The organism is Archangium violaceum (assembly GCF_016859125.1).
Taxonomy (GTDB): Bacteria; Myxococcota; Myxococcia; order Myxococcales; family Myxococcaceae; genus Archangium; species Archangium violaceum_A.
Window position 1 is genome coordinate 2,791,949 of the sequence record NZ_CP069338.1, and the last position, 25,613, is coordinate 2,817,561.

Here is a 25,613-nt window from a genome sequence, read left to right on the forward strand (position 1 = left end):
AGCCCTGCCCCATCAACTGGTGGTGTCCGCTCCTTCTTCGGCGCCGCTCCCGCTCGAGGGAACGCAGCGGAGCCAGCTAGGGGCAGTTCACCGGCTGCACGGTGTAGCGGATGGGGTTGGTCAGTCCTGGCGCGGTGATGGTCACCGCATAGGTATGGCCAGCCTGTGTGGTCCAGCCCTGTGGGTTGAAACGGATGGCGTAGGCGGAGCCATAATTCGCGAGCAACTGCGTCACGGTGACCGGAGCGGGCTGTCCGTTGTCCGTGACCGTGACCTGCGCGCTCCCGAGGTTGTAGCTGGACGCGTAGGTCTGTACGGACCACCCGGTGACATCGACCGAGGTCTTCCCCGGGATGTGGATGGCTCCGAGGGGGACGGGGCCCGGCGGTGGCCAGGCGGTCCAGGCGCGGTTGGCACTCCCGCTGCCGCCAATGACCCAGTGACAGGAGCCTCCTGTCGTTCCTCCAATTCCCACCGGCCCGAGCTGATTGGAGAGGAACCAGCGGCGATGGCCGAGCGTGGTCGCGTTGCCGGAGTCCGACATGTACAGGTCGATGCAGTCCACGGCCCGGCCCGAGCAGATGTTGCTCCTGCCAGCGGCCTCCGCGCCACCGGAGGAGTAGCAACTCCAGCTGGTGGGCGGGCTGTGATTCAGGCTGTTGTTGGCGTCCATCATGAGCGCGCACTCCTGGGCCTTCTGATTGCGCACCGCATCGGTGGTCACCGCGGGCAGCTCGGCGAGAAAACGGTAGAGGTTGATGAGCCGCAGCGCGTTGGCGCGGGCGCTCGCCCCCAGGTCGCCCGCGATGCACCCGTTCACGGCTCCGCTCCAGGTGCCTTCGGAGAGGTCCGCGCGGTCACACTTCCAGCGCAGACACACCTGGGTGGAGCGATCGCCGGTGATATTCGAGCAGGAGGGGGGCCCCGCATCCGGAGTCTCCGAGCCCGGCCCCGCATCTCCGGACGCGTTGACTCCGCCGTCCACCTCGTCGCCTTCCCGGACTTCCCCCGCGCAGGCGGATGCCTGCAATGCGGCGGCGACGAGGCACAACATTCGCAATGGGCTCAGACCTGGGAGGTGGCGCATGGAGTCAGGATATTCGAAATCAGGAGTGCCAGGCGGCGGCTTCGATTCCCGCCGCTTCCAATAGAGGTTGCCCGCCGCCTTGAGTCGAACCCACTTCGAAAGAGGAGACGCGGCTCGCATGAGGGGACCAAATCGGTTCTTGTCGGACCAAATTTGGACCAAATCCAGAGGCGTACAGAAGGGTGGAGGAGGGTTGAGGTAGTGGGTTGGTGCAGAGTGGCCGAGGAGGGCAGCTGACGGGTGCCGCCCGGTGTGGTAGGCGCGTGGTGTACACCGCGCGCTCCCGTCCCGGGGACCCCCCGGCCTACCCGGCCCAGAGCCTTCTCACGCGTTGTTCGTGGACGCCAATACGCACGTGAGCGGCTCCCTCACTTGAGGTAGCGGAAGCTTCCATCGAAGCCCTCGGGTTGGCTCCAGTCGAACAAGCAGGCATCACTTGCCGGACCCCAGGGGTTGGCGTCCAGCAGCCAGACCCCAACAGACGCACCGTCACCCGCTCCGGAGTCACACAGCACGTCGAAGACCGCGCTGCCAAGGTGACTGACTTGCGCCACCCTGACGAAGAAATCTCGCAGAGTTCGGGCAATTTCCTCCGCCCTGGGTGCGAGCGAGTAATCGGGCGTGTCGCCCCAATGGGCGAGTTGGGAGATGCCCACCAACCGGCGGTTATGCATGAAACAGCGAAACTCCTGCCACGGAGGGATTTGCATCCAATGCCGCACGAAGAGATGGACGGGATGACCCAGTTCCAGGAAGCGCGATAGATGAGCCCGCGTGCGGGGAGATGTCTGGAGGAACTTGAGCGCCATCATCGGGGTCCGGGCACACCCGCCATGGTCACGGAAGAGCGCCGAGTCCTTCGGGCTTCCAGAGCCGAGACGCACGAACACCCCCTGCTCGGCCCCCTCAAGCACTTTCTGGAGTCTCGCGGCGATTGAATGCAGGCCCTCCGGGTCCAAGGCGACGAGCCGCTCTCTCCAGAGCGGAGGAGTCACCGAGAGCGCTCGTGCCTCCACCAGCGTCAGTGGAAGGTGGACTTGCGAAACGGCCAGGGCCCTCAGGTCCTTTGTCCAGGACTCCAAGAACGTGGGTCGGATGCGCTCGAAGTACGCGCGAGACCAGGACACGTAGCTCATCGTTGTCCGCGCGGACTTAATCGAGGGTCTTGAATCGGATCTTCGAGATGAAGTCGGAGAAGGTCGGCGCGATGAACCCGATGTTGTGGAAGGGCTCCTTCTCCAGGTGGCTGGCGTCGAACCAGTCGCGGGCCCAGAACCAGACGGAGCCAGGCCGTTTTCCGCTCACGTCGAGCAGGAACAGGCTGCCTCCGGGATCGGAACCAATGGGAATGAACCCGCGTGCAATGCGTGGCTCCTCTTGGACGAACTCCCGATAGGCGCCGGCCAACGTCAGGCTCTCACTCCGTTCCTCTTCGTAGATGCCCACCCAGTCCTCGGCGTTGAACAGGTAGTCCACGATCACTTCATCCAGAGTTCCCTTGGGCGGACGGCCCTGCCAGTCCACCGCGACCACGGGGTACTCGTCCGGGTTGCGTGCTGTGGGGTGGATGGGCCTGCCGCCATTCACATCCACCAGGAACTGGTGATGATCGGCCGACAGGCGGGCTCCACTGAGTTGCTCGAACTGCTGGATTCGCGAGCGCTGGCCGGGCCGCGTGGCCGAGGACTCGAACTTCATCTGCTCCCAGGGCTTCATCAGAACTCCGGAGATTTGGCGATGCTCGCACCGCCAGAGTGAGCAGCGCCGCTGCCTCCTCTCGCGATGGATTTGTCATGGACATCCCTACGGACCAACACCATCGTGGTGCCATCTTCACTGTGGTGCCATGTGTAACCTGCGGGACGTTTCCAGTCACTGCCGTGCTGCTCCCGCATGGCCTTGTCCGCTTGAGTGAAGTCTTTCGAGGTGTTCCCGCCCATGTCCATTTCGATCTCGACCTTGCCCTTGACGATGGGCGAGCCCACCGGACCCGTGGCCGTGGTGAAGTCCGGATAGCCTTCCTTGTACTGTACCGAGTACTTGCCATCCTCCGAGGTCCAGGTGCCATGACCCTTGGAGTTTGGTGGATTCCATGAGCCTGTGGTCGGCAACTGGACATCATCGCCCCACTTCCCCTTCGCGGCGCATTCCTCTTCCGAAGTAGTTGGAACAAAATCCCCGACACTGCTGCTCACTCTCATTGGCTTTCGAGAAGCAAACGGCACGTGTCGCGGTTTTTTCGATGTCGTTGCAGAAGTTGATGAAGACCGAGCCACCAGCGGCACACGAATCGAGACAACGACTCAGATTGACCGGGCGCTTCCGCGGCTCCTCTTCCTTTCCTGGAGACTTGGGTTTCTCCTCCTTCTTCCTTGGAGGCCTACGCGGTCCCCCTCTTCCTGGACCAGATGAGAGGAGGGGTCGCTGAAGCCATGGGGGCTCTGCCAGAAAATCGAATCCTGGCAGAGTACAGGCCGTAATAAGAACCTGTTTCGGTAGGAGCCTACCGGACCAGCGAGCGGCGGAGGGAGCATCGGGGCATGGTCAGCCCCCGGTGACCGAAGATGTAGGATGGAAGACCTGACTTCGGGAGTTCTCTCCAGTGGAGCTTGCCCGGTGGCAAGAGGCGCCCATTCCCGCGAATGGGGCCGGTGCCGTCGTGGTGGGCATCAAGGGGGAGCGCGCGCAGTTCGGCTGCCCCTGTACCCTCAAGCAGTGGGAAGCACAGGGGCCCCGCACCGTCCCCCTTGGGAGCGTCACGTTCCCGGTGAGCCAGAAGGCGGGGCCCGCCGTGCCAGGTCTCAAGGGGCTGCGCGCCCGCCAATCTCCGGGAAGCGCTCGTAGGCCCGTTTGAGCGCCTCCAGGTGAGCGGGGTCGTCCAGGTCGAGCGGCGCATCGGTGAGCCGGACGACCCACCCGCCCGTCGCGGTGCGCCGTGAGCGCGACAGCAGCTCCGCGTCGCGGGCGGGGTCCGGAAAGCCGATGGCCCGTGCGGCAGCGGCCGACCAGTAATTCAGCCACCCGAGGCGATGCGGAATCTCAGGCGTGGGGATTTTCTCTGGGAGCTTGAGGGCGGGCAGCCCCCGGGGAGGAACCCCTGGCTTATGCACCGGATCGATTGTTTGCCGTGCGATCTCCACCCCCGCGCGGAACGGTGTCGCATGCCCCCACAGCGCACGCGCGGCCTCTGCCATGGCTTCAAGCACATCCGCCGCCGCTGAGAGGCCAACGGCATCCAGCGGCAACTCTGCATGCACTTCAAACTGGGCCTGACCGCCTGGGCTGAAGAGTCCCGATGTTCCCCTTCCCCAAACTGTCACGGGGTAACTCTCGTCCCCGCTGCACACGAGAGGAAATCCCCCGTCCTCAATCCTTTCTACGAGCCACGCGTCGCGCTGCGGCAATGCGTTGAGGCGCCCATCTTCAGAAACCTCCCACTCCATGCGTAAACCCGGGAGCGCCCGTTCCATCTCCTGGACAATAGCGAGCGTGCGTCGGTCGTTGGCCACCAGTGCAGGCGCATAAACGATAATGCCGAGTTTCTTTCGCGTAGTCATCGCTTGCACCCCGTTACGACGATCTTGAGTTCGGGCGCCTGGAACTCCAGTGCTTCTTTGTGTTCTTCAGTGCCAACCCCAACGACGAAGTCATATCCGCAGTCTCGCGCAGCTTTTCGTTGCTTGTCCAATTGCTTGATTTCCTTCTCAATCTCCCGCCTTTGGATGAAGTCAGGGTATGTGTCAAACCGATGGGTCTTGATTTCCCACAGCACACGCACGCCGACTTGCAGTGCATCGAAGCTCACACCGCCCACGAGCACATCCATTCCGGGATAACGATTAGGCGGAAACTGATCGGCGCACTTGTTATGCGCGTCATCCTCGCCCGCGTGCGGTTCCGGGATGGGTTCGCACCAGCGGCGGTCTCGCTCCGTGACTTCGACCGGGCCAATGGGAGGTAAATCCGGCCCTTTGGGCTCCGGCTTGGGCCTTGTCTTCGGCGAGGGGTTCTGCGGGGAAGGCGCTGTTTCAGACATGGGCCGAGTTTCAGGCGCGGGCCTTACCTCGGGGCGCCCCATATCCAGAGCATACGCATCCAGCGCCTCTTTGATAGCGAATCCCACCACCACCACGCCCGCGACGATTACTGCTCCCACGATGATCTCCGGCGCCGCCAAGACACAGAGTCCGACGCCCACTGCCGCACCTGCGGAAGCGACGGCGCATTTGCCCGTGATGTCCCGAAACCGAACCCTTTCATGGTCCAGAGCGTGGTAGCACCTCTCCGCCAGCACGGGCCAGGGCTCAGAAGCTTCGCGGACGGCGCAAGCCCCCCCGTCCGTCCAGGGCAGCATCGCCGCTCGCTGGAGGTTGGCGAGCCTCGGGTCCCGGGCCGCTGGTTGTGATGGGGTGGGCGCTGACGTAGCGCAGGCTGAGACATAGAGCAGAAGTGCGATGCACGCTCGGAAACGCATGGTCTGGTCTTCCATTGGAGCTAGGACTTGGCGGGTCCTGGCGGGGCCGCCCGGAGTATGACAGCGCGCCCCGACAGCCACGAACGCCCGCGAGGGGAGCGGCAGGGGGCCAGGGTGCAGCAGCAGCTCGGGGCCATGGTGAGGCACCAACGCAGCGCGCAGCCCATGCTGGGCATGGTACAGGCCCTGCGCGAGCGTGCACGCCCTGCCTCCCCCGGCCGACGGGACGGTGAGACGCGAACCTGTGACGCGTTAGAGTGCTTCAGGGGGGCGGCTGCTGCGGGTCGGGTTGGTCGAGGGGATGAGCAGGGCAGCGGCTGCTCGGTCCTATGGATGGCTCCCAGGGAGCTAGCCATGCCAGTGGGCGCGCGCTCGCAGTGAGTGCCGGGAGAGGGACCGCTTGCCCGTGACTGGAGGGATGTCGGGTATCTAGGCCGCTCGCGCCTCGACCGGCCCCAGCGGTATCGCCCTGGTTGAGCCCTCGCAGTAGTTAGAGCCGATGCCCCCTGCCGCAGCGGCTCCGGCACAGGAACCCAGCAGCGGGAGCGAGCTGCACGTTCAGGACGGCCACGGGAGCGGCGAGCCACACAGCCCGGGATGTCTGTCTCTAGCCGCGGGAGGTGGGCAAGCCCCCGCCATGTTGCGTCTATGTCGCGTGAGCCTGCGGAATGGGCCGGAGTGGGGCGGGACAGGAGGGGACGCGGCGGGATATCGACTCCCAAGCATTCCGGGCGGTTGCGAGGTAAGGGCGCGATTCTGCTGGGAGTTTCGCACCGCCCGGCGCGGCTTCGATTCCCGCCGCTTCCAGTAGAAGTTGCCCGCCGCTCTGAGCCGGGCCTGCCCCCACACCTGGCACAGGCGAAGACGTCCAGCGGGCAGAGTCGCGAGTAGCGCTTGCCAAACGCGGGACTCAAGTCACGCAACGAGCGCGCACCGGACACGCCTGTCTTGGGGCACGGGTCGTGCGTGCACAGCACCCGCATACCCGGCCCGAACACTTCAAGCGTAGCCCGCAGCCGTTGGGGCATGCCTGAAAGGTTCAGCTTCCGGAATGGACAATCACCTGCTCCGCGCCTTCTCCTGCGCTGCGATTCTCTCCTGCTCCCTCCGCCAGCCTTCCAAGATGGAGATGGGGTGCAGCGAGCGGTAATCGATTTTCTTGTGATACAGCGCGAGATGGTGCTCGCCCGCGATCTGCACGAAGACCGACAGGGGCGGAACAGGGTGACCCTTCCACCAGACCGCTGCCTCTGCGAGGGTGTCGAACGAGGCCACCGAGGCAGGCAACCCGCGTGACGTGACGGCCTCGATGAATCGTTCCAGTGCGTAATCACGTCGGAGGGCACGCACGTCCCTCTCACGAGAATAGAAGACCTCCAGATAGTCATTCCCTACCAGGATATATGCGCTGCTGGGCGGCTCGGGGAGGTTCCTCAACCAGGTCTCCGCCTCGTCGCGCGTCTCGAATCGGGCAACGACTGGAGGAGGATTGCGGTAGAAGGTCTTCAAGTAGTCGTGAAACTCCTCGCATTGGCCTGTTGAAGCAATGAATTCGAGCTGAGCCCTGGCGACCTGGATGAGCTTCTTCTTCTTCGCGGAGCGCAGGGTGTCGCCGATTCGAGAGAGCGTCTGCCAGGCCCCGCTTGCCTCCTCGCCATTCTCGCCACGCCAGGAGGTTCTCACATCGACAGCACGGTCCGCCGAGGGGCGTGCGAGATAGTCCTCGAAGCGATAGAGCTGGCCTGTTCGCCAGATGAAGAAGCCTGCCTCTCTCAGGAGACGGTATGCCTGGGAGTCGCCGGGCGGCTGGAGCTTCTGCCACTGGTCGGCAACCCGTGCTTCCGATGCGGAGAGCAGTTGGGCGATCGTCACAGTGTCTCCAGCATCAGCTCGAACCCCGAGGGGTTGCCCGAGGAAGCCACCAACACGACCGGTACGAAGACGAGCGCAGCCCCACCTGAAGCTCCGACTACAGCAATGAAGGCGACGCCGGCAATGACGATGACCGTACCAGCCAGGATCTTGGTTCGATGCCGCTTGACCCAATCAATCGCTGTGTCCATGGCTTCGAAGCGCACAGGACTGACCTCCGCCTGTGCGAGGCACATGGCGAGTTGCTTCATGCATGCCTCCGGGCAGTACCGCTTCTTCCCGGTCCTCCACTGACCATATTGACTTGAATCGTATACATACTTGTCGACTTGGAGGATTCTGGTGCTTGCAAGACAGTTGAATGCCCAGTGGCGTCCGAGTGCCTGTCCGAAGCAGCGCGTGATGACGCCGAGGTGCAGCGCCTCCAGGTCCGGTGCGCGCTCGCCAGCTTTGAGTTCCCCCAGGAAGTCGGTCAACGCGGGAAGGCTGGCGAGTTCCTTGGTGTCGAAGCCCTCAGTCATGACGGCCTCGTACACCGTGATTCCGAGCTGCAGCGCTTGCTCAGCGCCTTGACCGCGACGGGAAGCTCCATACCCGATTCTACATCGGTCCCCTTTCAGGGCTCTCTTCCCCGGCAGCCACTTCGGCTGGGAGCTCGTGCGCGGGTAGGACGGGAGCGAGCCCGTTCGTCCCCTCACCGGGGGCCCGGCACTACCCTCCAGGGCAGTTCCACCGTGAAGGTGGCCCCCTGTCCCGGCGTGGCCCCCAACCTCCTCGAGCGCAACCCTTCCCCCGGCCAGCCCTAGGGCGAGCACCCCGTCGGGTGCCGTCAGGGAGCCCGCTCAGGGCTCGCAGAATCCGCCGCGCACCCACTCGTTGGCGATGTCCCGGGTGAACTTGAAGGTCACGGGCACGTGATGCTTCGCGACGGTCGCGCCAGCGTCGTCGATGGCCGAGAGCAGCGCGTGGGGCTCATACTCATCGGCCACGATCTCGAGCCGAACCTCGTACCAGCGGCCCTCCCAGGCGATGGAGAGCTTCCGGGTCAGGGCCTGGTCGCGCTGTCGCGCGGAGCGATCAAGGACCTCCGAGGCCGTCTTCACGAAGGTGGCGAACGCCGCCGCATCGAAGGGCTTGGGGTTCTTCTTGTCGCGGCCCATCACCCACGGGCTGATGAGGACGGGCTCGGAGAGCCCCTGCTTGCGGATCTCCACGGCCCAGCCGTCGTCCTCCTCGTTCTTGATGACCCTGGCCGCCCAGCCGTTCTTCCGCCAGAACGTGGGCTCCATGACTTCGGGCTCGGCAGGCGTGCGCTCGGCGCTCATGGGCGTTCCTCATCCCCGCAGGTTGCCATTCGCCAAGGAAGTATCCGCTGCCTGAACAAAAGTCCAGCCCGCGCTTGAGGGTGAGCGGGGCCGGTGGGTGAGCGCTCAGGGTAATCGGCGGGCCCGGGTAGAAGCAGCCGGAGGTGGATGGGCTGCGCGCTGGACCCAGGGGGTCAGCGTTGGTGGCGCGAGGGGGTTCGTTTCCGCTGTCGCTCTACACCCGGTAGATGAGGGCAGGAGGCCCATGACAAGCGCGTCCGCGGGGAAGTCCCGCGCGTGCCAACCCTGGCACGTTCCTCCAGGCCGCCCGGCGCCTCCCGGAGCGCTCCGGTCCCCAACCCCCCGGGACCACTGGCCAACACTCGCTTCCAGCGCTCGTCTACTACTACCTCCCCTTCTGAGCTGGAGGGTGGCCGCTGGAACCACCCCCGGAGGAGCTCCGCGGCGCGCGCTCCTCGGGCGTGAAGACGAGCCCGTCCAGCACGCCATAGGCATAGAGCGCCGCGAAGGCGTACGCCCCCACCAGGTAGGAGACGTTGAGCACCCGGGCCGTGGCCGCGTCCTCGGCGGTGTATTTGCCGTCGGAGCCACGCAGCGCCAGCGCCGTGCCGAGCGAGGCCGCGGACACGACGAAGGCACTCCCCTGCGTCACCGCCATCACGGTGCCTTTCGTCTCCCGCTGGTGCACGAAATGACCCACGCCAAAGGGCATCAGGTACCAACCCCTCGAGGGCGCGGGGGGCCGTGGTCGCGACACCCACTCCACCCGCACGGGCTCGGGACGCTCCGGAGGGATGAGCACGGGACGGCGGCGCTGCTCGGCCCGCTCGGAGATGCTCGCGGCGCGCTGGGTGCGCACCCGCTCCACGAAGGCGACGAAGTCCGGCGGGTACAGCAGTGGATCCAGCTTCGCACCGGGGCTCGCCGCCAGTCCCTCCACGACCTCGCGCTCCGCCCGGCCCGGGTCTTCCTCGGCGTGGTACGTAGCGGCCAGCAGCAGGTGGGCCTCGGCTTCCCGTGCGGCGTCGCTCAACCGCAACGGGTAGAGGAGCGATTCCAGCTCGGTACGAGCCTTGGCCAGTTCCCCGGCCTGGTACGCCTCGCGAGCGGGCTCCAGCTCCGGGAAGGAGGACAGCAGCACGGCCATCACGAGCGCCATCATGGCGAGGACCTCAACACCACCTCGGTCCGCGCTCCCGCCACCACGTTCACTTCGCGTCGCAGGAAGCCTCCGCCTGGAACCCGCGCCGAGAACACATGCCCGCCGTGCTCCACCGTCACCGGCCCCGGCAGTGGCGCCACACCCAGCTCGGTCCCATCGACGAGGATGAGAGCTCCCACGGGCGCGACGATGCGCACCTCGGCCTTGCGCACCCGCAGGGTGAGCTCGCGCGACACCGACTCGCCCGGGGACACCTGGAGGATCTCCTCGATCGGGTCACACAACGGATTGTCGAAGCGCAGCCGGTGCGTGCCCGGCGACAGGCGCAGCTCTCGCACGCGGGGCGTATAGCCCCGGCTCTGCCCGTCCACGAACACCTCGGCCCAGGGTCGCGTCACCACCTGCAACGTCGCGGGCTCCTGCGACTTTGGCGAGGGCGTTTCAGCGACGGCGACAGGAGGCGCCTCCACCCGGAGTGGCTCCACGGGGTGGACGGCCGGGGGCTCCGTCCTCTTCTTCGACGGCACCGGGCGAGGCGTCCGCGTCCGCGTGGCACGAGGGACCGGCTCCGAGTCCACGGGCGCGGTCGCCTCCTGCTCCCGAACCAGCTCCGGGGCAGGTTCTTGAACCGGCGCCGCAACGGGCTCCGGAGGAGGTGAGGTCGCCGGAAGGACCGGGGCCGTCACCACGGCCTCTGGCGCTCCCGGGTGTCGCGCCCAGACCCAGACGCCCAGGGCCACGAGAAGGCACGCCAGCACGGCGCCGCCCACGAGGGCCCTCGAGCGGCGCACGGGCGGTCGCGCGCGCAGCAACTCGCGCACCTCGGCGGAGTCCGGACGGAGCGACAGGGCCGCGTTGAGCAGCTTCGCCGCCCGGGCTCCCTCCCCCTTGGAGAGCAGCGCCCCCCCCTCCTCCAGCAACCGTTGGAAGTGGACCTCGCGCCACTTCGCGCATCCGGCCTCCGGCTCCTGGAAGAAGCCACGGGAGACCTCGGCGGGAGGTCCGGCGAGGCGTCCCACCACCCCCTCCAGGAGCGAAGCCAGCTCCGCGCCATTCCGTGGCCGGGCGCGCGCGTCCCGGGCGAGGCATCGGGCCACCAGTTCAGCCAGCGGCTCGGGCGTGCCGGGCACCACCTCATCGAGCCGTGGCGCGTCCCGCGTCATCACCGCGGTCACCAGGTGCCCGCTCCCCTTGCCCGCGTGCGGCGTCGTCCCGGCGACCAGCTCGAAGAGGAGCACACCCACCGCGTAGACGTCCGAGGCCGGGGAGAAGGCCCCCGTATCCAGCCGCTCGGGTGCCATGTACGCGAGCGAACCCGTGACGGTGCCGGTGCTCGTCAGCCGCTCGTCGTCCGCCAACGCGGCGAGGCCGAAGTCCGCCAGCTTCAACGTCCCGCTCCGCGACAGGAGCACGTTCTCCGGCTTCACGTCCCGGTGCACCACACCGTGCGCGTGCGCCTCCCCCAGCGCCCGCGCCAGCGTCCAGCCCAGCACCGCCGCCACCACGGGCGGCACGGGCGCGAGCCGGTGGGCCAGCGCGCGCAGATCCTCGCCCTGCACCCACTCGCACACGAGGAAGGGCCCCCGGCGGGCGTCCTCACCGAAGTCGTGAACCTCCAGCACGTGGGGGTGTTTGATGGAGGCCGCCAGCTCGGCCTCCCGGCGGAAGCGCTCGGCGCGGCGCCCATCCTCGCCCGGATGCATCACCTTCACCGCCACCCGGCGCGCCAGCCGGGTGTCCCGGGCCAGGAAGACCGTGGCCATGCCGCCTCGCCCCAGCTCCTGCTCCAACTGGTAGCGGCCGGCCAGCAATTCGTCCGTCATTCCGTGCCCATTCTAGAAAGCCCCTTCCACCCGGGCAATCACCCCGGCCGGCAGACGCGCGCCGATTTCCCCGGCGCCACCAACACACACGTCCCCGGTGCGCCTTCAGGGCACTGCGCGTCGGCGGTGCAGGGTTGATGGCATTGTTTCTCTCCGCCCCCCAGGGCCACGCAGAAGCCACAGCGGCCGCACTCGGTGGAGCTTTTGCACCAGGCCCCCAGGTTCGAGGGAGGCCCCTCGGTGCATGCCTCGACGCATTCAAAATCCGGAGCGCACTGGTAGCCGAGCCGGCAGGGGATCCCCAGGCAGCCCTCCTCACAACGGCCCTCGTCGCAGAAGACCCCGTAGGAGCACGTGCCATAGCCTCCACACGGCTGGGTGACCCGGGGGCCCTTCTCACAATGGTTGTCCTCGCTGGCGTCATCGCAGCGCTGTCCGTCCGGACAGTCCTGGTCCTTCACGCACGCCCACGGTCCCGCGTCGGTGACGGTGTCCGGCTCCCGGACGTCGATGTCGAGAGGGCAGCCCAGCACGGTCACCAGGGCGAGCGGCGCGAGGAGTCGGACGGGTCGGGACATGGATGCACGGGAATACATTCAGGGCTCCTCGCCCAGGTAGCGGAAGATGGAGCGCAGCCCGATCCCGAGCGCCTGCGCCGCGTCCTTCTTGCTGCCGCCGCTCCGGGCGATGGCCTCGCGCACGTAGCGCTGCACGAAGGCCTCGCGCGCCTCCTCCAGCGGCACCAGCGGCGCCGCGTCCGCCCCCAGCTCCAGGTCCTCGGGGCCGATGAGCTCTCCCGGGGCGAGGATCGCCGCGCGCCGCACCCGCGACACCAGCTCGCGCACGTTGCCCGGAAAGGGATGGCCGCGCAGGGCCCCGGTGGCCTTCTGGGTGAAGCCCCGCGCGCGCCGGGCCTCGCGGCTCAGCACGTGGTGGGCGATGAGCAGCACGTCGTCCCCGCGCTCGCGCAGGGGCGGCACCTCCACGCGGACCTCGTCCAGGCGGAAGAGCAGATCCCCTCGGAAGCGGCCCTCCTCCACCAGCGCCTTCAGGGGCCGGTGCGTGGCGGCCACCACGCGCATGTCCACCTTGCGTGGATGGTTCTCCCCCAGCCGCGTCACCTCGCGCTCCTGCACCACGCGCAACAGGCGGGACTGGAGCGACAGCGGCATGTCGCCCACCTCATCCAGGAAGAGCGTGCCCCCGTCCGCGGCCTCCACCAGCCCGGGCCGATCCGTCCCCGCCCCCGAGAAGGCACCCTTCACGTGGCCGAACAGCTCCCGCTCGATGAGCGACTCGGGCAGGGCCGCGCAGTTGATGGCCACCAGCCGCCCGCGCCTTCCACTGCGCCGGTGCAGCGCCCGCGCCACCTCCTCCTTGCCCGTGCCCGTCTCGCCCTGGATGAGCACGTGGAGCGAGGTGGGCGCCAGCCGCTCCACCAGCCGGTACATCGCGCGCATCGCGTGTGACTCGCCGATGAGCCCCTCGAAGGTGGCCGCTTCGATGCGCTGGGTGAGGCTGTCCACCCGCGTGCGCAGCTCCATCAACTCGCGCGAGGTGGCCAGCAGCAACGCCGCGAGCGAGGACAGGGCCATGGCCTCTTCCAGCTCCCGCGGGGAGAACGGCGGGCGGCCCCCACGCCGTCCGAGGTACACGATGGACAGCGGCGCCGTTCCCCCGCGCAGGGGCAGCACCAGGGCGGAGGTGAGGCGCAGGGCCACGACACTGGGCGCCCCGGCCAGCGCCGCGTCCGCGGCCACGTCCGCCACGAGCACGGGAGCGCCCGAGGCCACCACCTGATCCACCAGGCTGTCCACGACCGCCGCCTCTGGCACCGGCCCGGTGGAACATATGACGTGGCGCCGCGGCCCCTCCACCGACACGAGGAAGCCCACGTCCGCGTCCGCCACCTCCGCGAGCCCGCGCATGGCCACGTCCAGGAGCTCCACGGGGGGCCGCTGCACCATCAGCCGCGAGGCGAAGCCCGTCAACACCGCCAACAGCCGTCCCGCCGGTGCCGCCTCCGGCGCGGAGTCCACGACCGGCCGGGCCGCTTCGGAGGAGAGCAGGGTGAGGGAGATGCGTCCCACGGAGAAGGACTCTCCCGGAGCGAGCGGCGCCACTTCCACGCGCTTGTTGCGCACGCGCACCTCGCAGCCCCTGGCCGCGGCGGACACCGTCCAGCCCCGCGCGTCCTGGAAGAGCAGCGCATGGCTGGGCTTCACGCCTGGCGCCTGGAGGACGACGTCACACGCGGCATCGGAGCCCACGGACACCACGGGTTTCTCCAGGACTACATGACGGCCATCGGGCAGGGCGAGCACGTGCGGCATGGGCGGAGGGAGATGGTATGGTCCCGCCGCGAATCCCGATAGGGAACCGGAGTGGCAACGAACACGCGTGCGTGGCGCTGGAGGCCTTTGCTGTCCGTGATGGTGGGGGCCCTTTCCTCCGTGCACTGCATCGACCTTCCCAGGACGTCCTTCTCCTGCTCGACGGACGAAGACCGCAGCGTATCGAGCGGGCCTTCGCGCAGAACGTACATCCCCAAGGCAGACGGGCGGCAAAGACCGCCTGGCATCGCCTCGAAAGAGGACCTGCGGGAGCGGGTGCGCAAGTTCAAGCTGCTGCGCTCCCCCAAGCAGGAGTGGAGGAGGCGAACGAGGCGCCCCAGGCAGCGGCCAGCAAGGAGCCGCTGAAGGAGAGGAGGGCGCGAGTGGACCAGGCCGAGCTGCGCAGGAGGACGTTCGACATCGACGTGTCCGCCTGCGTGAGGTGTGGAGGCAGCCGTCCTGTCATGGCGTTGCGTCACAGGCTCCGAGCCTCCGCCGAGGGGAGCACGGCCATCCGCCGGCCCGCCTCCGAAGCCTCCACGAGGGTGTCGAGCAGCCGGTGCAGCTCGAGGGCGTCATGGAAGGTCGGCGCGAGCCGGGTGCCCTCGGTGAGGTCGCGAGCGAACGCGGCATACAGGTGCGCGACCTCCAGGGCCTCCCCGCTCAGCCCCGACTCCGGGAGCCACAGGTAGCGCTCGGGCGTGGGCAGCGTCTCCAGCGGAGTGCCCTCCCCTCGCGTCCCCGCCACAGTCAGGTCCCCGCGCAGGACCAGGTCTCCCTCCGTGCCGGTGAGGGTGATGCCGATGTCCCCACCACTGCGCTTCCCTGCCTCGAAGTGGGCGGAGAGCACCGCCCCATTCCGAAGCGTCCCGCTGAGCAGGACCTGGTCGGGTGACGTCACCGGCACGGCCTCGCCACTCTCGATGAGGACCGTGTGGTCGAACTGCCGGGCCACGACGGCGGACACGTCGCGAATCCCGCCGACCACCGCCAGCAGCGTGTCCAGGTAGTGCGCCGCGAGGATGGTGAGCGCGTTCACCCCGTTCGCGGCATCGGCGGTATAGGCGGCCGCCGCCGGGCGCCGGGCCCCCATCAATGGAAGGGCCACGCGCAGCGTCGCCGAGCGCACCCGGCCCACGTAGCCGTCGGCGACCAGGTCCTTCAGGTAGCGCACGCCGGGGGCCAGCCGCCGCTGCAGCCCCACGACATGGCGCACGCCGGCGACCTCGGCCCGCGCCAGCATCGCGGCCGTCTGCGCCGTCGAGGTGCCGGCGGGCCACTCGCAGAGGACGTGCTTTCCCGCGTCCACGGCCGCCCGGACGAGCCGCTCGTGGTCCGGCCCCCGGACGGAGACGACCACCAGGTCGACCTCGGGATGGGCCACGAGCGCCTCCGCCCGGTCGAAGGCGTGCGGAACCCCGAAGCGGCGCGCCGTCTCCTCGGCGCTCTCCCGCCGCGTCGTGCTGACCGCGGTGACCTCGTACCGAGGCAGCGCCTTCAGCGCCGGCAGATGCATCTGCGTGGCCCAGCCACCGCGAGTGCTCGCTCCAATGACTCCCACCCGAATCCGGCGCATGTGTCCTCCCGAGTCCCACCGCGAAATACACATCACAAGCGGAGGGTTGCTCCGTTTATATACGGAGGCATCCTCCGCTTCGCAACACGAGGTTCGCGCCATGGCCCGTTCTCCAGGAAGACCCACCCCGGAAGCAGAGCGACCGCTGCGCGCGGATGCACGGCGCAACCGCGAGCAGCTCCTGGTGGCCGCGCACGAGGCCTTCACCGAGTACGGCGCGGACGCCTCGCTCGACGACATCGCGCGGCGCGCGGGGGTGGGTATCGGGACGCTCTACCGCCACTTCCCGGACCGCGACGCGCTCCTGGTCGCGACGTTGGAGGAGCGACTGGTGGCGCTCCGCGACAAGGGACGGGCCCTGCTCGAAACCCCGGATGCGGTGGACGCCGTGGTGGCGTGGATGAAGGTCCTCATCAAGCACCTCACCACGTACCAGGGCATGGTCGGCACCATCCGCGCGGGGCTGCATGGTGTGTCCACGGCGTGTGAGCAGGTGAAGGAAGCCGGGGCAGCGCTCCTCTCTCGCGCCCAGACGGCCGGAGAAATCCGGAGTGACATCGACCACGACGACCTGGAGGCCCTGGCCGTGGCGGTGGCGTTCACCGGGCAGCAGCCCGCGTCGGAGCCGGCCCGCGCACGGCGGATGCTCACGGTCATCATCGACGGGCTGCGGGTCCGCGCACCCGGGACGAAGTAGCGCGCCCGAGCAGGCAGCCGAGGTCGCCTGGGGGAGTTCCTGAGATGTCCGGCCCCTGACATAGGGTGCGCGCCCGCCCCGCCTCCGGAGCAGTGCGCCAGGAGCGCCAGTCAGGAGCAGGAAGGAGGGCGAGGTCAGGCTTCCGCGCCCGGGTTTTCCCTCCAGGGCAGCTCCACCGTGAAGGTGGCCCCCTGTCCCGGCGTGCTCTCCACGCGGATGGAGCCCCCCAGGGCGGTGACGATCTCCCGGGAAATCCACAACCCCATCCCCAGGCCGCCGTAGTTCCGGTCGCTCACCGCGCGCTCGAAGCGCTCGAAGATGCGCTCCTGCTGGGTGGGAGCGATGCCGATGCCCTCGTCGCGCACCTGGAGGAGGACCCGCATCCCGGAGACGTGCAGCGACACCTCCACCGGATGGCCCGCTCCGTACTTGAGCGCATTGGACAGGAGGTTGCTCAGCACCTGCTCCAGGCGCAGCCGGTCCCACCAGGACACCACCGGCCCGGGCACCTGGAGACGCAGCTCACAGCCGGACCGGTCGGCCTCGGGCCGGATGCGCCCCACCACCTCCCGGACGAGCTCGGCCAGGTCCATCTCCTCCGGGTGCAGCACCAGCCGGCCCGAGGTGATGCGGGACACATCGAGCAGCTCGTCCACCAGCACGCCCAGTCGGCCCACCCCCCGCTCCATCCCCGTCAGCCGTGCCATGAGCCGCTCGGACCAGGCCTCCTCCCGGCGCGCGCAGTTGAGCAGCACCTGCGCGTTGAGCTTCAGCGAGGTGACGGGCGTGCGCAGCTCGTGCGCGGCCACCTGGAGGAAGCCCTCGCGCAGCTCGATGGCCTTCCTCGCCTCGCGGTAGAGCAGTGCGTTGTCCACCGCGAGGGCCGCCCGGCGCGCGAGGTCCTCGGCCAGACGCAGCTCCTCCTGCCCATACCGAAGGCCGGACTCGGCGCGCACGAGCGTGAGCGTGCCCAGCACCCGCTCGCGCGAGCGCAGCGGCACGATGAGCAGGGAGCGCAGCCCCAGCCCGCGCAGGTAGCGCAGGTGCTCCGCGTCCTTCGCATAGCGGGCGAGCATCTCGTCGGAGATCTCCTCCGCCAGCACCGGCTCTCCGGTGCGCAGCACCGAGAGGGGGCCGGAGGTATCCTCCTGTTCCTGGGGATAGCGCTGGTGCATCTCATTGCCCAGACGCACCTTCTCCGGATCACTGTGGAAGGTGATGAGCCGGCGCAACCGCCCCTGCTCCTCCACCATGTCCACCGAGCACCAGTCTGCGAGCACGGGCACGGCCAACGAAGCCACGCGCCGCAGGGTGCTCTCGTAGTCGAGCGAAGCGGCCAGCATCTCGCTCGCCTGGGCGAGGAAGCGCAGGTTGTCCTCCAGGCGCCGGCGCTCGGTGACGTCCATCACCGTGCCGAGGAGGCTCACGGCCCTTCCCTGCGCATCGAAGAAGGCACGGCCTCGAGAAGCAATCCACCGCTCCACGCCATCGGAGACTCTTCGGACACGGAACTCGTCGCGGAACTCCCCGCCACCGCCGAGCACGAGCGATTGCTGGACCAGGGCGTCCACCCGCGGCCGATCCTCCGGGTGGAGGGCGGCGGTGAAGGCGGCGTAATCCACCGCAGCATCCGCTGGCAGCCCGAAGAGGGCCTTGCACCGCGCGTCCCAGCGCAGCTCGCCCGTGCCAGGGTCCAGGTCCCAGGTCCCCAGCTCGGCCGAATCCAACGCGAGCCGCAGATGCGTCTCGCTCTCCCGCAGCGCGTGGGCCTGCCGGCGCAGGGTCTCCGAGAGGACCTCCGCGCGGTGGCCCGCCTCCGCCGCCTCGAGCAGTTGACGCTCGCGCTGCTCCCGCTCGCCGCGCACCCGCTCGCCGTAGCTGGCGAAGAAGCTCCCCAGCCGGGGCTCCTCCCGGAGCAGGGGGCCCAGGTGCTCCCGGGCGCGCTGGTCCGCCTCGTAGGACAGCTCCGGATGGGCCTCCACCCACAGATGACACGACTTCACGTAGGCGAGGAACAGGGTCAGGTGCGCGTAGAGCACGGGGCCGAGCAGCCGGCGTACCCGCTCCCGGCACCGCTCCGCATGGGCCTGTTGGACGAAGAGGAAGACGCAGCAGCGGAACAGGTCCTCCTCCTGCGCCGAGCCGGACTCGGGCCAGGCGCCGGGTTCCCCTCCCATGGCCTCCATGCGGGCGAGCGTCTCATCGATGGCCCCGTGCGCGGGCGGAAGGGCCTCCAGCAGCTCCAGCACCTCCGAGGCCTTCATCCCCAGGGGCCTCAGCGCGCACGAGTGGCACACCAGGCAATAGGGCACCTCGCAGTAGCGCGACAGATAGGCGAAGAGCCTCTCGCGGAAGAGGACCGGGAGGGGACTTTGCAGGTAGGCATGGATCGTCTGCTGCCACAGGTTCTCCAACACCTGGGGATCGCTCTCTGCGGGCTCGAAGAAGGGAGGGAAGAACCCGAAGCGTGTCTCGATTTCCTTCCGAATTTCCCGAGCAGTGCGCATCCCTGGACCGCGGTGGACAGTGGAGTGGACGATGACCTGAGAGCCTCATGGTGTAACAGAGCGGATGTCCGGGGCACCAGTTCCGGACCGCCCGCCTGGAGCGTATCCAGGAGTCCCAGTGCGCACATTTCCGTCTCCCGTGCTTGCGGCCCCCCAGGGGGGCGCTCATCATCGACGCTTCGACATCATGATGCGCTCGGGTCTCGCGACAGCCTGTCTCCTGCTGGCGGTCCTCCTGGCGAGCTCCGCCGCGGGGGAGGAGCCACGCGCCCTGGAGCGCATCCAGAGCTCCGGCGTGCTACGGGTGGCCATCGACGCCACCTACCCGCCCATGGAGTACCTGGAGAACGGCCAGCCCGTGGGCTTCGATGTGGATCTCTCCCGGGAGCTCGCGCGCCGGCTCGGCGTCACCGCGCAGTTCATCGTCATGGATTGGGACGGCATCCTGGCCGGGCTCACCTCGGGCCGCTACGACATCATCGTCTCGTCGATGAACATCACCCCCGAGCGCCAGCAGCAGGTCGACTTCGTCGAGTACGCGCGCATGTCCCAGGTGTTCGTCACCACCCGGGGCCGGAGCATCCGCACCGAGGAGGAGCTCGCGGGCCAGCGCGTGGCGGTGCAGACCAACACCACCTCGCAGCGGTGGGTGGAGCAGCGCGTGGCGCGAGGCATCGCCATCCGGGAGCTCCAGGCCTTCCCGGGTGCCATCGAGTGCTTCACCGCGCTGAAGTCGGGCCAGGCCGACGTCATCGTCATCGACGAGCCCGTGGGCCTGTTCTTCTCCCGGCGGGATGACACCTTCGTCGTCACCGGACGGGCGCTCGAGGCGGAGCCCATCGGCATCGCCATCAACAAGACGGACCCGGACCTGACCGCCGCCATCACCCGGGCGTTCGAGGACATCCGGCGCGGTGGGGAGCTGAAGCGGCTCTCGGAGCACTGGTTCGGAGGGGAGCTCGGACAGGCCCGGAAGCCCCAGGGGTTCTGGACGTTCTCCCGCGAGGTGGTGCTGCCCCGGATGCTTCAGGGGATGGGCGTGACACTCCAGCTCACGCTCGGCTCCGGGGTGCTCGGCCTCGCCCTGGGGCTGCTCGTGTCGCTGGCGCGCATCTCCCGCCGCTCGGCCCTCCGCGGCGTGGCCACGGCCTACATCACCCTGTTCCGCGGGACACCGCTGCTCCTGCAGCTCCTCTTCATCTTCTTCGCGCTGCCGTTGATGGTGGGCATCCGGCTGGGGCCCATGGCCGCGGGGCTCGCCGCGCTGTCGCTCAACGCCGCGGCCTACATCGCGGAGATCTTCCGGGCCGCCATCGAGTCCATCGACAAGGGACAGATGGAGGCGGCGCGAGCGCTGGGAATGAGCCACGAGCTGGCCATGCGCCGGGTCATCCTGCCGCAGACGTTCCGCCGCCTCATCCCGCCCCTCGTCAACGAGCTGGCGGCGCTCTCCAAGGACACCTCGTTGGTGATGGTCATCGCCCTGCCCGAGCTGCTCTACGAGACGCGGCAGCTGGCGGGGACGTACCTGCGCCCGGAGGTGTATGCCTGGGCGGCGGTCGGCTACCTCCTCATCGTCGTGGCGCTGACGGCGCTGGCCCAGCGGCTGGAGCGCCGGCTGGAGGCGCGAGGCACATGAGCGCGCCCATCATCCGCGTGGAGGGGCTGCGCAAGTCCTTCGGCGAGCGCGAGGTGCTCCGGGGCATCGACCTGGAGGTGGCCACGGGCGAGGTCGTCGTCGTCATCGGGCCGAGCGGCTGTGGCAAGTCCACGCTGCTGCGCTGCCTCAATCACCTGGAAGCGCCCACCGAGGGACGCATCTGGCTGCGCGGCGAGCTGCTGGGACTCGCGGAGAAGAACGGACGGCTCGTGCCCCGCCCCGAGGCCGAGGTGGATCGCCAGCGGACCCACATCGGCATGGTCTTCCAGCGCTTCAACCTGTTCCCCCACATGACGGCCCTGGGCAACATCATCGAGGCGCCCATGCGGGTGAAGGGCCTGACGCGCGCCCAGGCGGAGGAGCGGGGATTGCGGCTGCTCGAGCGCGTGGGGCTGCTCGACAGGAAGGACGAGTACCCGGCGCGCCTCTCGGGAGGCCAGCAGCAGCGGGTGGCCATCGCCCGGGCGCTCGCCATGGAGCCGGAGGTGATGCTCTTCGACGAGGCCACCTCCGCGCTCGACCCCGAGCTGGCCGACGAGGTACTCCAGGTGATGCAGGACCTGGCGCGCGAGGGCATGACCATGATGGTCGTCACCCACGAAATGGGGTTCGCGCGGGAGGTGGCCCACCGGGTGCTCGTCATGGACGCGGGCACCGTCCTGGAGCAGGGCCCGCCCTCGGTCATCTTCACCCGGCCCACGCAGCCGCGCACCCGGGAGTTCCTCCGCAAGGTCCTGCACGTGCGGCCCGACGACGCGGAATGATCATCCGCACGAGAGGGTGCGCTCGCAGTCCGCCAGCAGCGCCCGCGCCTCCTCGAGATCGCGGCACTCGCCCTCCCCCGCGAACCGGCCATACACCCGCTCCAGCATCCGCCGCGCCGCCTCCGGCCGTCCCCTGTCCCGCAGCAGCCGGCACAGGCTCACCGTCGCGCGCAGCTCGTACAGGCCGGCCCCCTGCTCACGCGCGATCGCGATGGCGCGGATGAAGCTGGCACTCGCCGCCTCCTCCCGTCCCAATCGCCGCAGCGCCTCGCCCCGGAGCTGGTGTAGCCAGGCATCGGAGATGTTCATTCCCGTCGCCTCGCTCTCGACCAGCGCTTCATCGAGCGCCGCCAACGCCTCCTGGACCTGCCCCAATTCCAGATGGAGCTGCGCGATCACCCCCAGGCAGTAGGAGACCCCGTCACGAATGCCGCGCGAGCGCCAGGACTCGAGGACCCTCCGTGCGAGCACGAGACCTTCACGCGGCCGCCCCAGCTCGGCCAGGGCATGGCCTCGAAGGAGCGTCTCCCAGGTGGGCCACTGCACGAAGCCGCCGCGCCCACTCACGAAGGCGAGGTGCCGCTCCGCCAGCTTCAGCGCCTCCCGTGCATCCCGGCGAATCATGCAGGCAATGAGCGTATAGACCTGCACGAAGAGCAGGGTCTGGGGATGCTTGATGCGACCGGCCAACTCCAGCGCCTCCCGAGCCCACCGCCGCGACGCCTCCACGTGGCCAAGCATCGCCTGCACCATGGCGCCACACGCCAGCGCCAGCGGGCGGGGAGCGCCCCAATACTGGAGGGACGGCGCCCGCGGCTCCTCGAGGAGGACGTCCGAGTTACCCAGGAGGCGCTCCAGCTCCCGTGCGGCCTCCCGCGGCCGTCCCCAGAAGAAGAGGATGATCCCCCGCGTCCAGAGCCCCTGGCTCCACAGCCCCGGCTGCCCATGGCGCTGCCCCAGGTCCACGAACCGCTCCGCCAACTCCATGACCCGTTGGTAGTCGGAGCGAGACCGGCAGTAGGCGAAGAGACCCCAGAGGGACAGACCGATCCGCGGCAGTGCCTCACCTATCTGGTGGAGGAGCTCCCAGACGCGGGCGAACATCCGCTCCACCTCGGGTGATTCGAAGCCATGCACCCGCAGCATCGCGAGGCCCAGGGCCATGCGGATCCTCAGCTCGGACTGAAGGCGCGGAAGGCCCTCCTCCAGGGCGGGCAAGAGTTCCAGGGCCCGGGACAGATGCCCCCACGCCTCGAAGCTGTCCAGACGCTCGAGGGCGAGCTGGCCGGCCCGCGCCCAGTAGTCGAGGGCTCGCGCATCCTCCCCCGCTTCCAGGAGGTGGTGCGCGAGGACCTCGGGCCGCTTGTCCACCACCTGGGGGAAGTGCTCCTCCAGCACCCGCGCGACACGCCGGTGATGGCGCCGCCGCGCGCTCCGGGACAGCGACTGGTACGCCGCCTCCTGGAGCAGCGCGTGCCGGAACTGGTACGCCCGCCCATCCATCCCCTCCTGCTCTTGCAGGAGCCCCGCCTCCATCAACCCGGAGAGCTCCCTCCGCAGGAAGGCTTCCTCCCGCTCGGCGACCGCCACGAGCAGCGCGTGCGAGAACTCGCGCCCCACCACCGCGCACAGCTGCGCCAGGGCCTTCTGGCGCGAGGGCAGCATGTCCAGCCGGGCCAGGAGCAGCTCGTGCAGGGTGAGCGGGATGGACGCCGCCGCCCCGCCCTCCAACACCATGCGCGTCATCTCCTCGATGAAGAGCGGGACACCATCCGTCCTCTCCACCAGCGCCTGGACCGTCCCCACCGACAGCTCGCGCTTCCCGGCGGCCACTTCCCGCACCAGGTCCGCGGAGGACCCGGCCGGCAGCCGCTCCAATACGAGCCGGTGGAACCCGGCGCGCCGGGACCAGTCCGGCTGGAACTCCGGCCGCGCGCTGAGCACGATGAGGAACCCCGCGCTCCCGACCCGCTCCAGGAGGTAACCCAGCAGCTCCAAGAGCGAGGAGTCCGCCCAGTGCAGATCCTCGACGACCAGGAGCTTCGGCGGAGCATCACAAGGACAGCGCAGCAGGATGCTCCCGAGGGACGCGAAGGTCCTCTCCCTGAGCCGCTCGGGCGTGAGCTGGAGCACGGGTAGGTCCCTGGGGACGGGCAGGGCCAGCAGCAGCGCCAGCAGGTGCGTGTCCTCCTGGGGCATGCGCAGCTGCCGCATCCGCTCCTCCAGCTTCCGCAGGCGCAGCGCGGGAGCATCCTCCGGCCGGATGCCCACCGCGGACTGAAGCATCTCGATGATGGGATGCAGGGCGTAGGTGCTGTACCGCGACCAGCACTGCACACGAATCAGCGAGGACGACTCCGCCGCCCGCTCGCACAGCGCCTCGATGAGACGGGACTTGCCAATACCCGCCTCGCCGCTCACCAGGACGGCGGAGCCCTGTCCCCGCCGTGCCTGCTCCCAGAGCTCCAGCAATTGCCCCAGCTCGCGCTCCCGTCCCACCAGGGGCGAGAGGCCTCGGGCCACGCGCGCCCGCTCGAACCGGAAGACCACCTCCCGCTCGCCCAGCACCCGGTGGGCCTCCATGCGCACGCTGCCCGAGAGCCCCTCGAAGGACCAGGCACCGAGCGGCTCGTGGAGGAAGGCACCACGCACCAGCGTCCAGGTGCTCTCGCTGATGACCACGCCACCGGGCCCGGCCCGCCGAGCGAGCCACGCGGCCACATTCGGGGCTTCGCCCTGCAACCGAGTGCCCACCGCCATCAACTCCGTGTGGACGCCGCCGCGCACGCACAGGCCCGAGAGGGGCAGGTGCGGCAACCGGCGCTGGAGCCTGTCCCGCAGCTCCCCGGTGAGCTGGAGCGCCGCGCGCACCGCCCGCTCCGAGTCGTCCTCCCGCGCCTGCGTCCAACCGAAGCTCGCCAGCACCTCTCCGCCCACGGACAGGGCCACGGAGCCACCGTGCCGCTCGACGAGCTCCACACAGGCCTCGTGGAAGGCCAGCTCCAGCTCACCCACGTCCTCGGCGTCGAGCGCCGCTCCGCCCTCGGCGAGTCCTCCGAGCTGACAGGACACCAGCGTCACCTGCCGCCTCTGGGGCTCGGCGGCGGCTTCCCGCTCCGGACGCCCGGCACCGAAGAGACGCCCGCGCAGCTCCCGCAGCTCCTCCCGCAGCTCCAGCGCGGAAGCGAAGCGCCGGGCCGGCTCCTTGGCCAGCGCGGTGGCCAGCAACACTTCCACCTGCCGCGGCACCTCCGGGTGGCGCATGCGCACCAGCGGCGCGGGCTCCGGTGAGGTCACCCGCTTGCGCAGCTCCCCCATCGTGGCCGCCAGGAAGGGCGGCTCGCCGGTGAGCATCTCGTAGAGCACCACGCCGGCCGCCCAGATGTCCGTGCGAGCGTCCTGCACCTCGCCCCGCCACTGCTCCGGCGCCATGTAGGCCGGGGTTCCTCCGGCGGGTTGGAGCTCGGAGCCGACCGGCTCCACGGCCAGGTGCGACAGGCCGAAGTCCAGCAGCTTCACCGTACCTTCCCTCGTGAGGAAGACATTGCCCGGCTTGAGGTCGCGGTGGACGATGCCCCGCTCGTGCGCGTGCGCCAGGCCCGAGGCGATGGCCTCCAGCAGCTCCAGCGCTCGCCGGAGCGTCGGACGTTCGCGCACGAGCAGCGCGGCGAGCGACTCGCCCTCCAGGCACTCCATCACCAGGAAGGGCACCCGGTCCTTTCCCGGTGTCCGGCTCCACTCCGCCACGTCGAAGATGCGGACGATGTTCTCGTGGTCCAGCCGGGCCACCACGCGCGCCTCGGCGAGCGCCAGCTCCTCGAAGCCCGGACGCGGCAGCAGGAACTTGAGCGCTACCTCGCGCCGCAACGTCTCGTCGCGCGCGCGGAACACCTGCCCCATTCCCCCGCGCCCCATCGGCGCCAATATCTCGAAGCGCCCGCCCTCCGGGCCCCCGAGCCTCTCCCCGGGGACCGGCAGTCTCGACGACGGCTCGACCTGGAGCACCTCCTTCAGGAAGGAGTCACCGGACTCGGATGCACCGGAGAGTCCTCGCATGCCCAGGGACGTCCACGCATGCACGTCCTCCCGAAGAGCATCCTTGCTCATCTCACCTCCCCTGGCCTCGCGGCCACACCTCTCCCGGGAGAAGGAGGGGCTCACTCCAGGAAGTTAGGGAGTCGGGTGGTGCCGCGAGGGGTGCCGGCCGCCCTCCAGGAAAGCACGAGGGCCCCCCTCCCCGGCCGGGTGTCTCCAGCTGACGGATGAAACACCGTGAAACACTTTCGCGACCATCCGCTCGCCACGGGACCTCTCGAATGCCGGGCGTCGAACG

General features: G+C 69.0%; 19 protein-coding genes. 3 read left to right on the forward strand and 16 right to left on the reverse strand.

From position 1 onward, the window contains the following. Nucleotides 1–76: 76 nt before the first annotated feature. From JQX13_RS11970 to JQX13_RS12035, 14 genes are all read right to left on the reverse strand, one after another. Nucleotides 77–1,054 carry a CAP domain-containing protein gene (locus tag JQX13_RS11970; protein ID WP_203409140.1) on the reverse strand — a complete coding sequence of 326 codons (978 nt, stop codon included), beginning with the start codon at nucleotides 1,052–1,054 and terminating at the stop codon, nucleotides 77–79. A 401-nt stretch (nucleotides 1,055–1,455) separates the two neighbouring features. After that, nucleotides 1,456–2,223 (reverse strand): cell division cycle 123 family protein, encoded by a 768-nt coding sequence (locus JQX13_RS11975; RefSeq protein ID WP_239014703.1) that lies wholly within the window; start codon nucleotides 2,221–2,223, stop codon nucleotides 1,456–1,458. Between the two features lie 16 nt (nucleotides 2,224–2,239). Then, nucleotides 2,240–2,803, reverse strand: a complete 564-nt coding sequence (locus JQX13_RS11980; RefSeq protein WP_203409142.1) for an SMI1/KNR4 family protein — start codon at nucleotides 2,801–2,803, stop codon at nucleotides 2,240–2,242. Further along, on the reverse strand, nucleotides 2,803–3,282 hold the full coding sequence (locus JQX13_RS11985) for an HNH endonuclease (protein ID WP_203409143.1): 480 nt from the start codon (nucleotides 3,280–3,282) through the stop codon (nucleotides 2,803–2,805). The genes JQX13_RS11980 and JQX13_RS11985 overlap by 1 nt, the downstream gene beginning before the upstream one ends. A 606-nt stretch (nucleotides 3,283–3,888) precedes the next feature. After that, entirely contained in the window at nucleotides 3,889–4,644 is a 756-nt protein-coding gene (locus JQX13_RS11990; protein ID WP_203409144.1) for a DUF5953 family protein, read from the reverse strand. Beyond that, nucleotides 4,641–5,561, reverse strand: a complete 921-nt coding sequence (locus tag JQX13_RS11995) for a DUF6310 domain-containing protein (protein ID WP_203409145.1) — start codon at nucleotides 5,559–5,561, stop codon at nucleotides 4,641–4,643. Before JQX13_RS11995 ends, JQX13_RS11990 begins: the two co-directional genes overlap by 4 nt. Nucleotides 5,562–6,620: 1,059 nt before the next feature. Beyond that, nucleotides 6,621–7,433 (reverse strand): hypothetical protein, encoded by an 813-nt coding sequence (locus JQX13_RS12000; RefSeq protein WP_203409146.1) that lies wholly within the window; start codon nucleotides 7,431–7,433, stop codon nucleotides 6,621–6,623. Next, entirely contained in the window at nucleotides 7,430–7,954 is a 525-nt protein-coding gene (locus JQX13_RS53960) for a hypothetical protein (RefSeq protein ID WP_239014704.1), read from the reverse strand. The genes JQX13_RS12000 and JQX13_RS53960 overlap by 4 nt, the downstream gene beginning before the upstream one ends. A 321-nt stretch (nucleotides 7,955–8,275) precedes the next feature. Beyond that, nucleotides 8,276–8,758, reverse strand: a complete 483-nt coding sequence (locus tag JQX13_RS12010) for a hypothetical protein (RefSeq protein ID WP_203409147.1) — start codon at nucleotides 8,756–8,758, stop codon at nucleotides 8,276–8,278. Nucleotides 8,759–9,143: 385 nt separating this feature from the next. Beyond that, nucleotides 9,144–9,920, reverse strand: coding sequence for a hypothetical protein (locus JQX13_RS12015; RefSeq protein WP_239014705.1), 777 nt, complete (start codon nucleotides 9,918–9,920; stop codon nucleotides 9,144–9,146). Beyond that, a complete protein-coding gene (locus JQX13_RS12020; protein WP_203409148.1) occupies nucleotides 9,917–11,743 on the reverse strand; it encodes a serine/threonine-protein kinase in 1,827 nt (608 codons plus the stop codon). Before JQX13_RS12020 ends, JQX13_RS12015 begins: the two co-directional genes overlap by 4 nt. Before the next feature lie 38 nt (nucleotides 11,744–11,781). Further along, nucleotides 11,782–12,321, reverse strand: coding sequence for a latent transforming growth factor beta-binding protein (locus JQX13_RS12025; protein WP_203409149.1), 540 nt, complete (start codon nucleotides 12,319–12,321; stop codon nucleotides 11,782–11,784). Between the two features lie 18 nt (nucleotides 12,322–12,339). Next, nucleotides 12,340–14,019 (reverse strand): sigma 54-interacting transcriptional regulator, encoded by a 1,680-nt coding sequence (locus tag JQX13_RS12030; protein WP_239014706.1) that lies wholly within the window; start codon nucleotides 14,017–14,019, stop codon nucleotides 12,340–12,342. A 532-nt stretch (nucleotides 14,020–14,551) separates the two neighbouring features. Beyond that, nucleotides 14,552–15,652 carry a Gfo/Idh/MocA family protein gene (locus JQX13_RS12035; RefSeq protein WP_203409151.1) on the reverse strand — a complete coding sequence of 367 codons (1,101 nt, stop codon included), beginning with the start codon at nucleotides 15,650–15,652 and terminating at the stop codon, nucleotides 14,552–14,554. Nucleotides 15,653–15,752: 100 nt separating this feature from the next. Here JQX13_RS12035 and JQX13_RS12040 point away from each other — a divergent pair, with 100 nt between their 5' ends. Next, nucleotides 15,753–16,349, forward strand: a complete 597-nt coding sequence (locus tag JQX13_RS12040; protein WP_203409152.1) for a TetR/AcrR family transcriptional regulator — start codon at nucleotides 15,753–15,755, stop codon at nucleotides 16,347–16,349. Between the two features lie 134 nt (nucleotides 16,350–16,483). On the opposite strand, the gene JQX13_RS55335 is transcribed toward JQX13_RS12040, so the two are convergent. After that, a complete protein-coding gene (locus JQX13_RS55335) occupies nucleotides 16,484–18,856 on the reverse strand; it encodes an ATP-binding protein (protein ID WP_203409153.1) in 2,373 nt (790 codons plus the stop codon). A 187-nt stretch (nucleotides 18,857–19,043) separates the two neighbouring features. Here JQX13_RS55335 and JQX13_RS12050 point away from each other — a divergent pair, with 187 nt between their 5' ends. Further along, nucleotides 19,044–20,495: an ABC transporter substrate-binding protein/permease gene (locus tag JQX13_RS12050; RefSeq protein WP_239014707.1), complete on the forward strand. Its 1,452-nt coding sequence runs from the start codon at nucleotides 19,044–19,046 to the stop codon at nucleotides 20,493–20,495. Further along, nucleotides 20,492–21,280, forward strand: coding sequence for an amino acid ABC transporter ATP-binding protein (locus JQX13_RS12055; RefSeq protein WP_203409154.1), 789 nt, complete (start codon nucleotides 20,492–20,494; stop codon nucleotides 21,278–21,280). Before JQX13_RS12050 ends, JQX13_RS12055 begins: the two co-directional genes overlap by 4 nt. On the opposite strand, the gene JQX13_RS55340 is transcribed toward JQX13_RS12055, so the two are convergent. Further along, nucleotides 21,281–25,387 carry a protein kinase domain-containing protein gene (locus JQX13_RS55340; protein WP_203409155.1) on the reverse strand — a complete coding sequence of 1,369 codons (4,107 nt, stop codon included), beginning with the start codon at nucleotides 25,385–25,387 and terminating at the stop codon, nucleotides 21,281–21,283. Nucleotides 25,388–25,613: the final 226 nt, after the last annotated feature.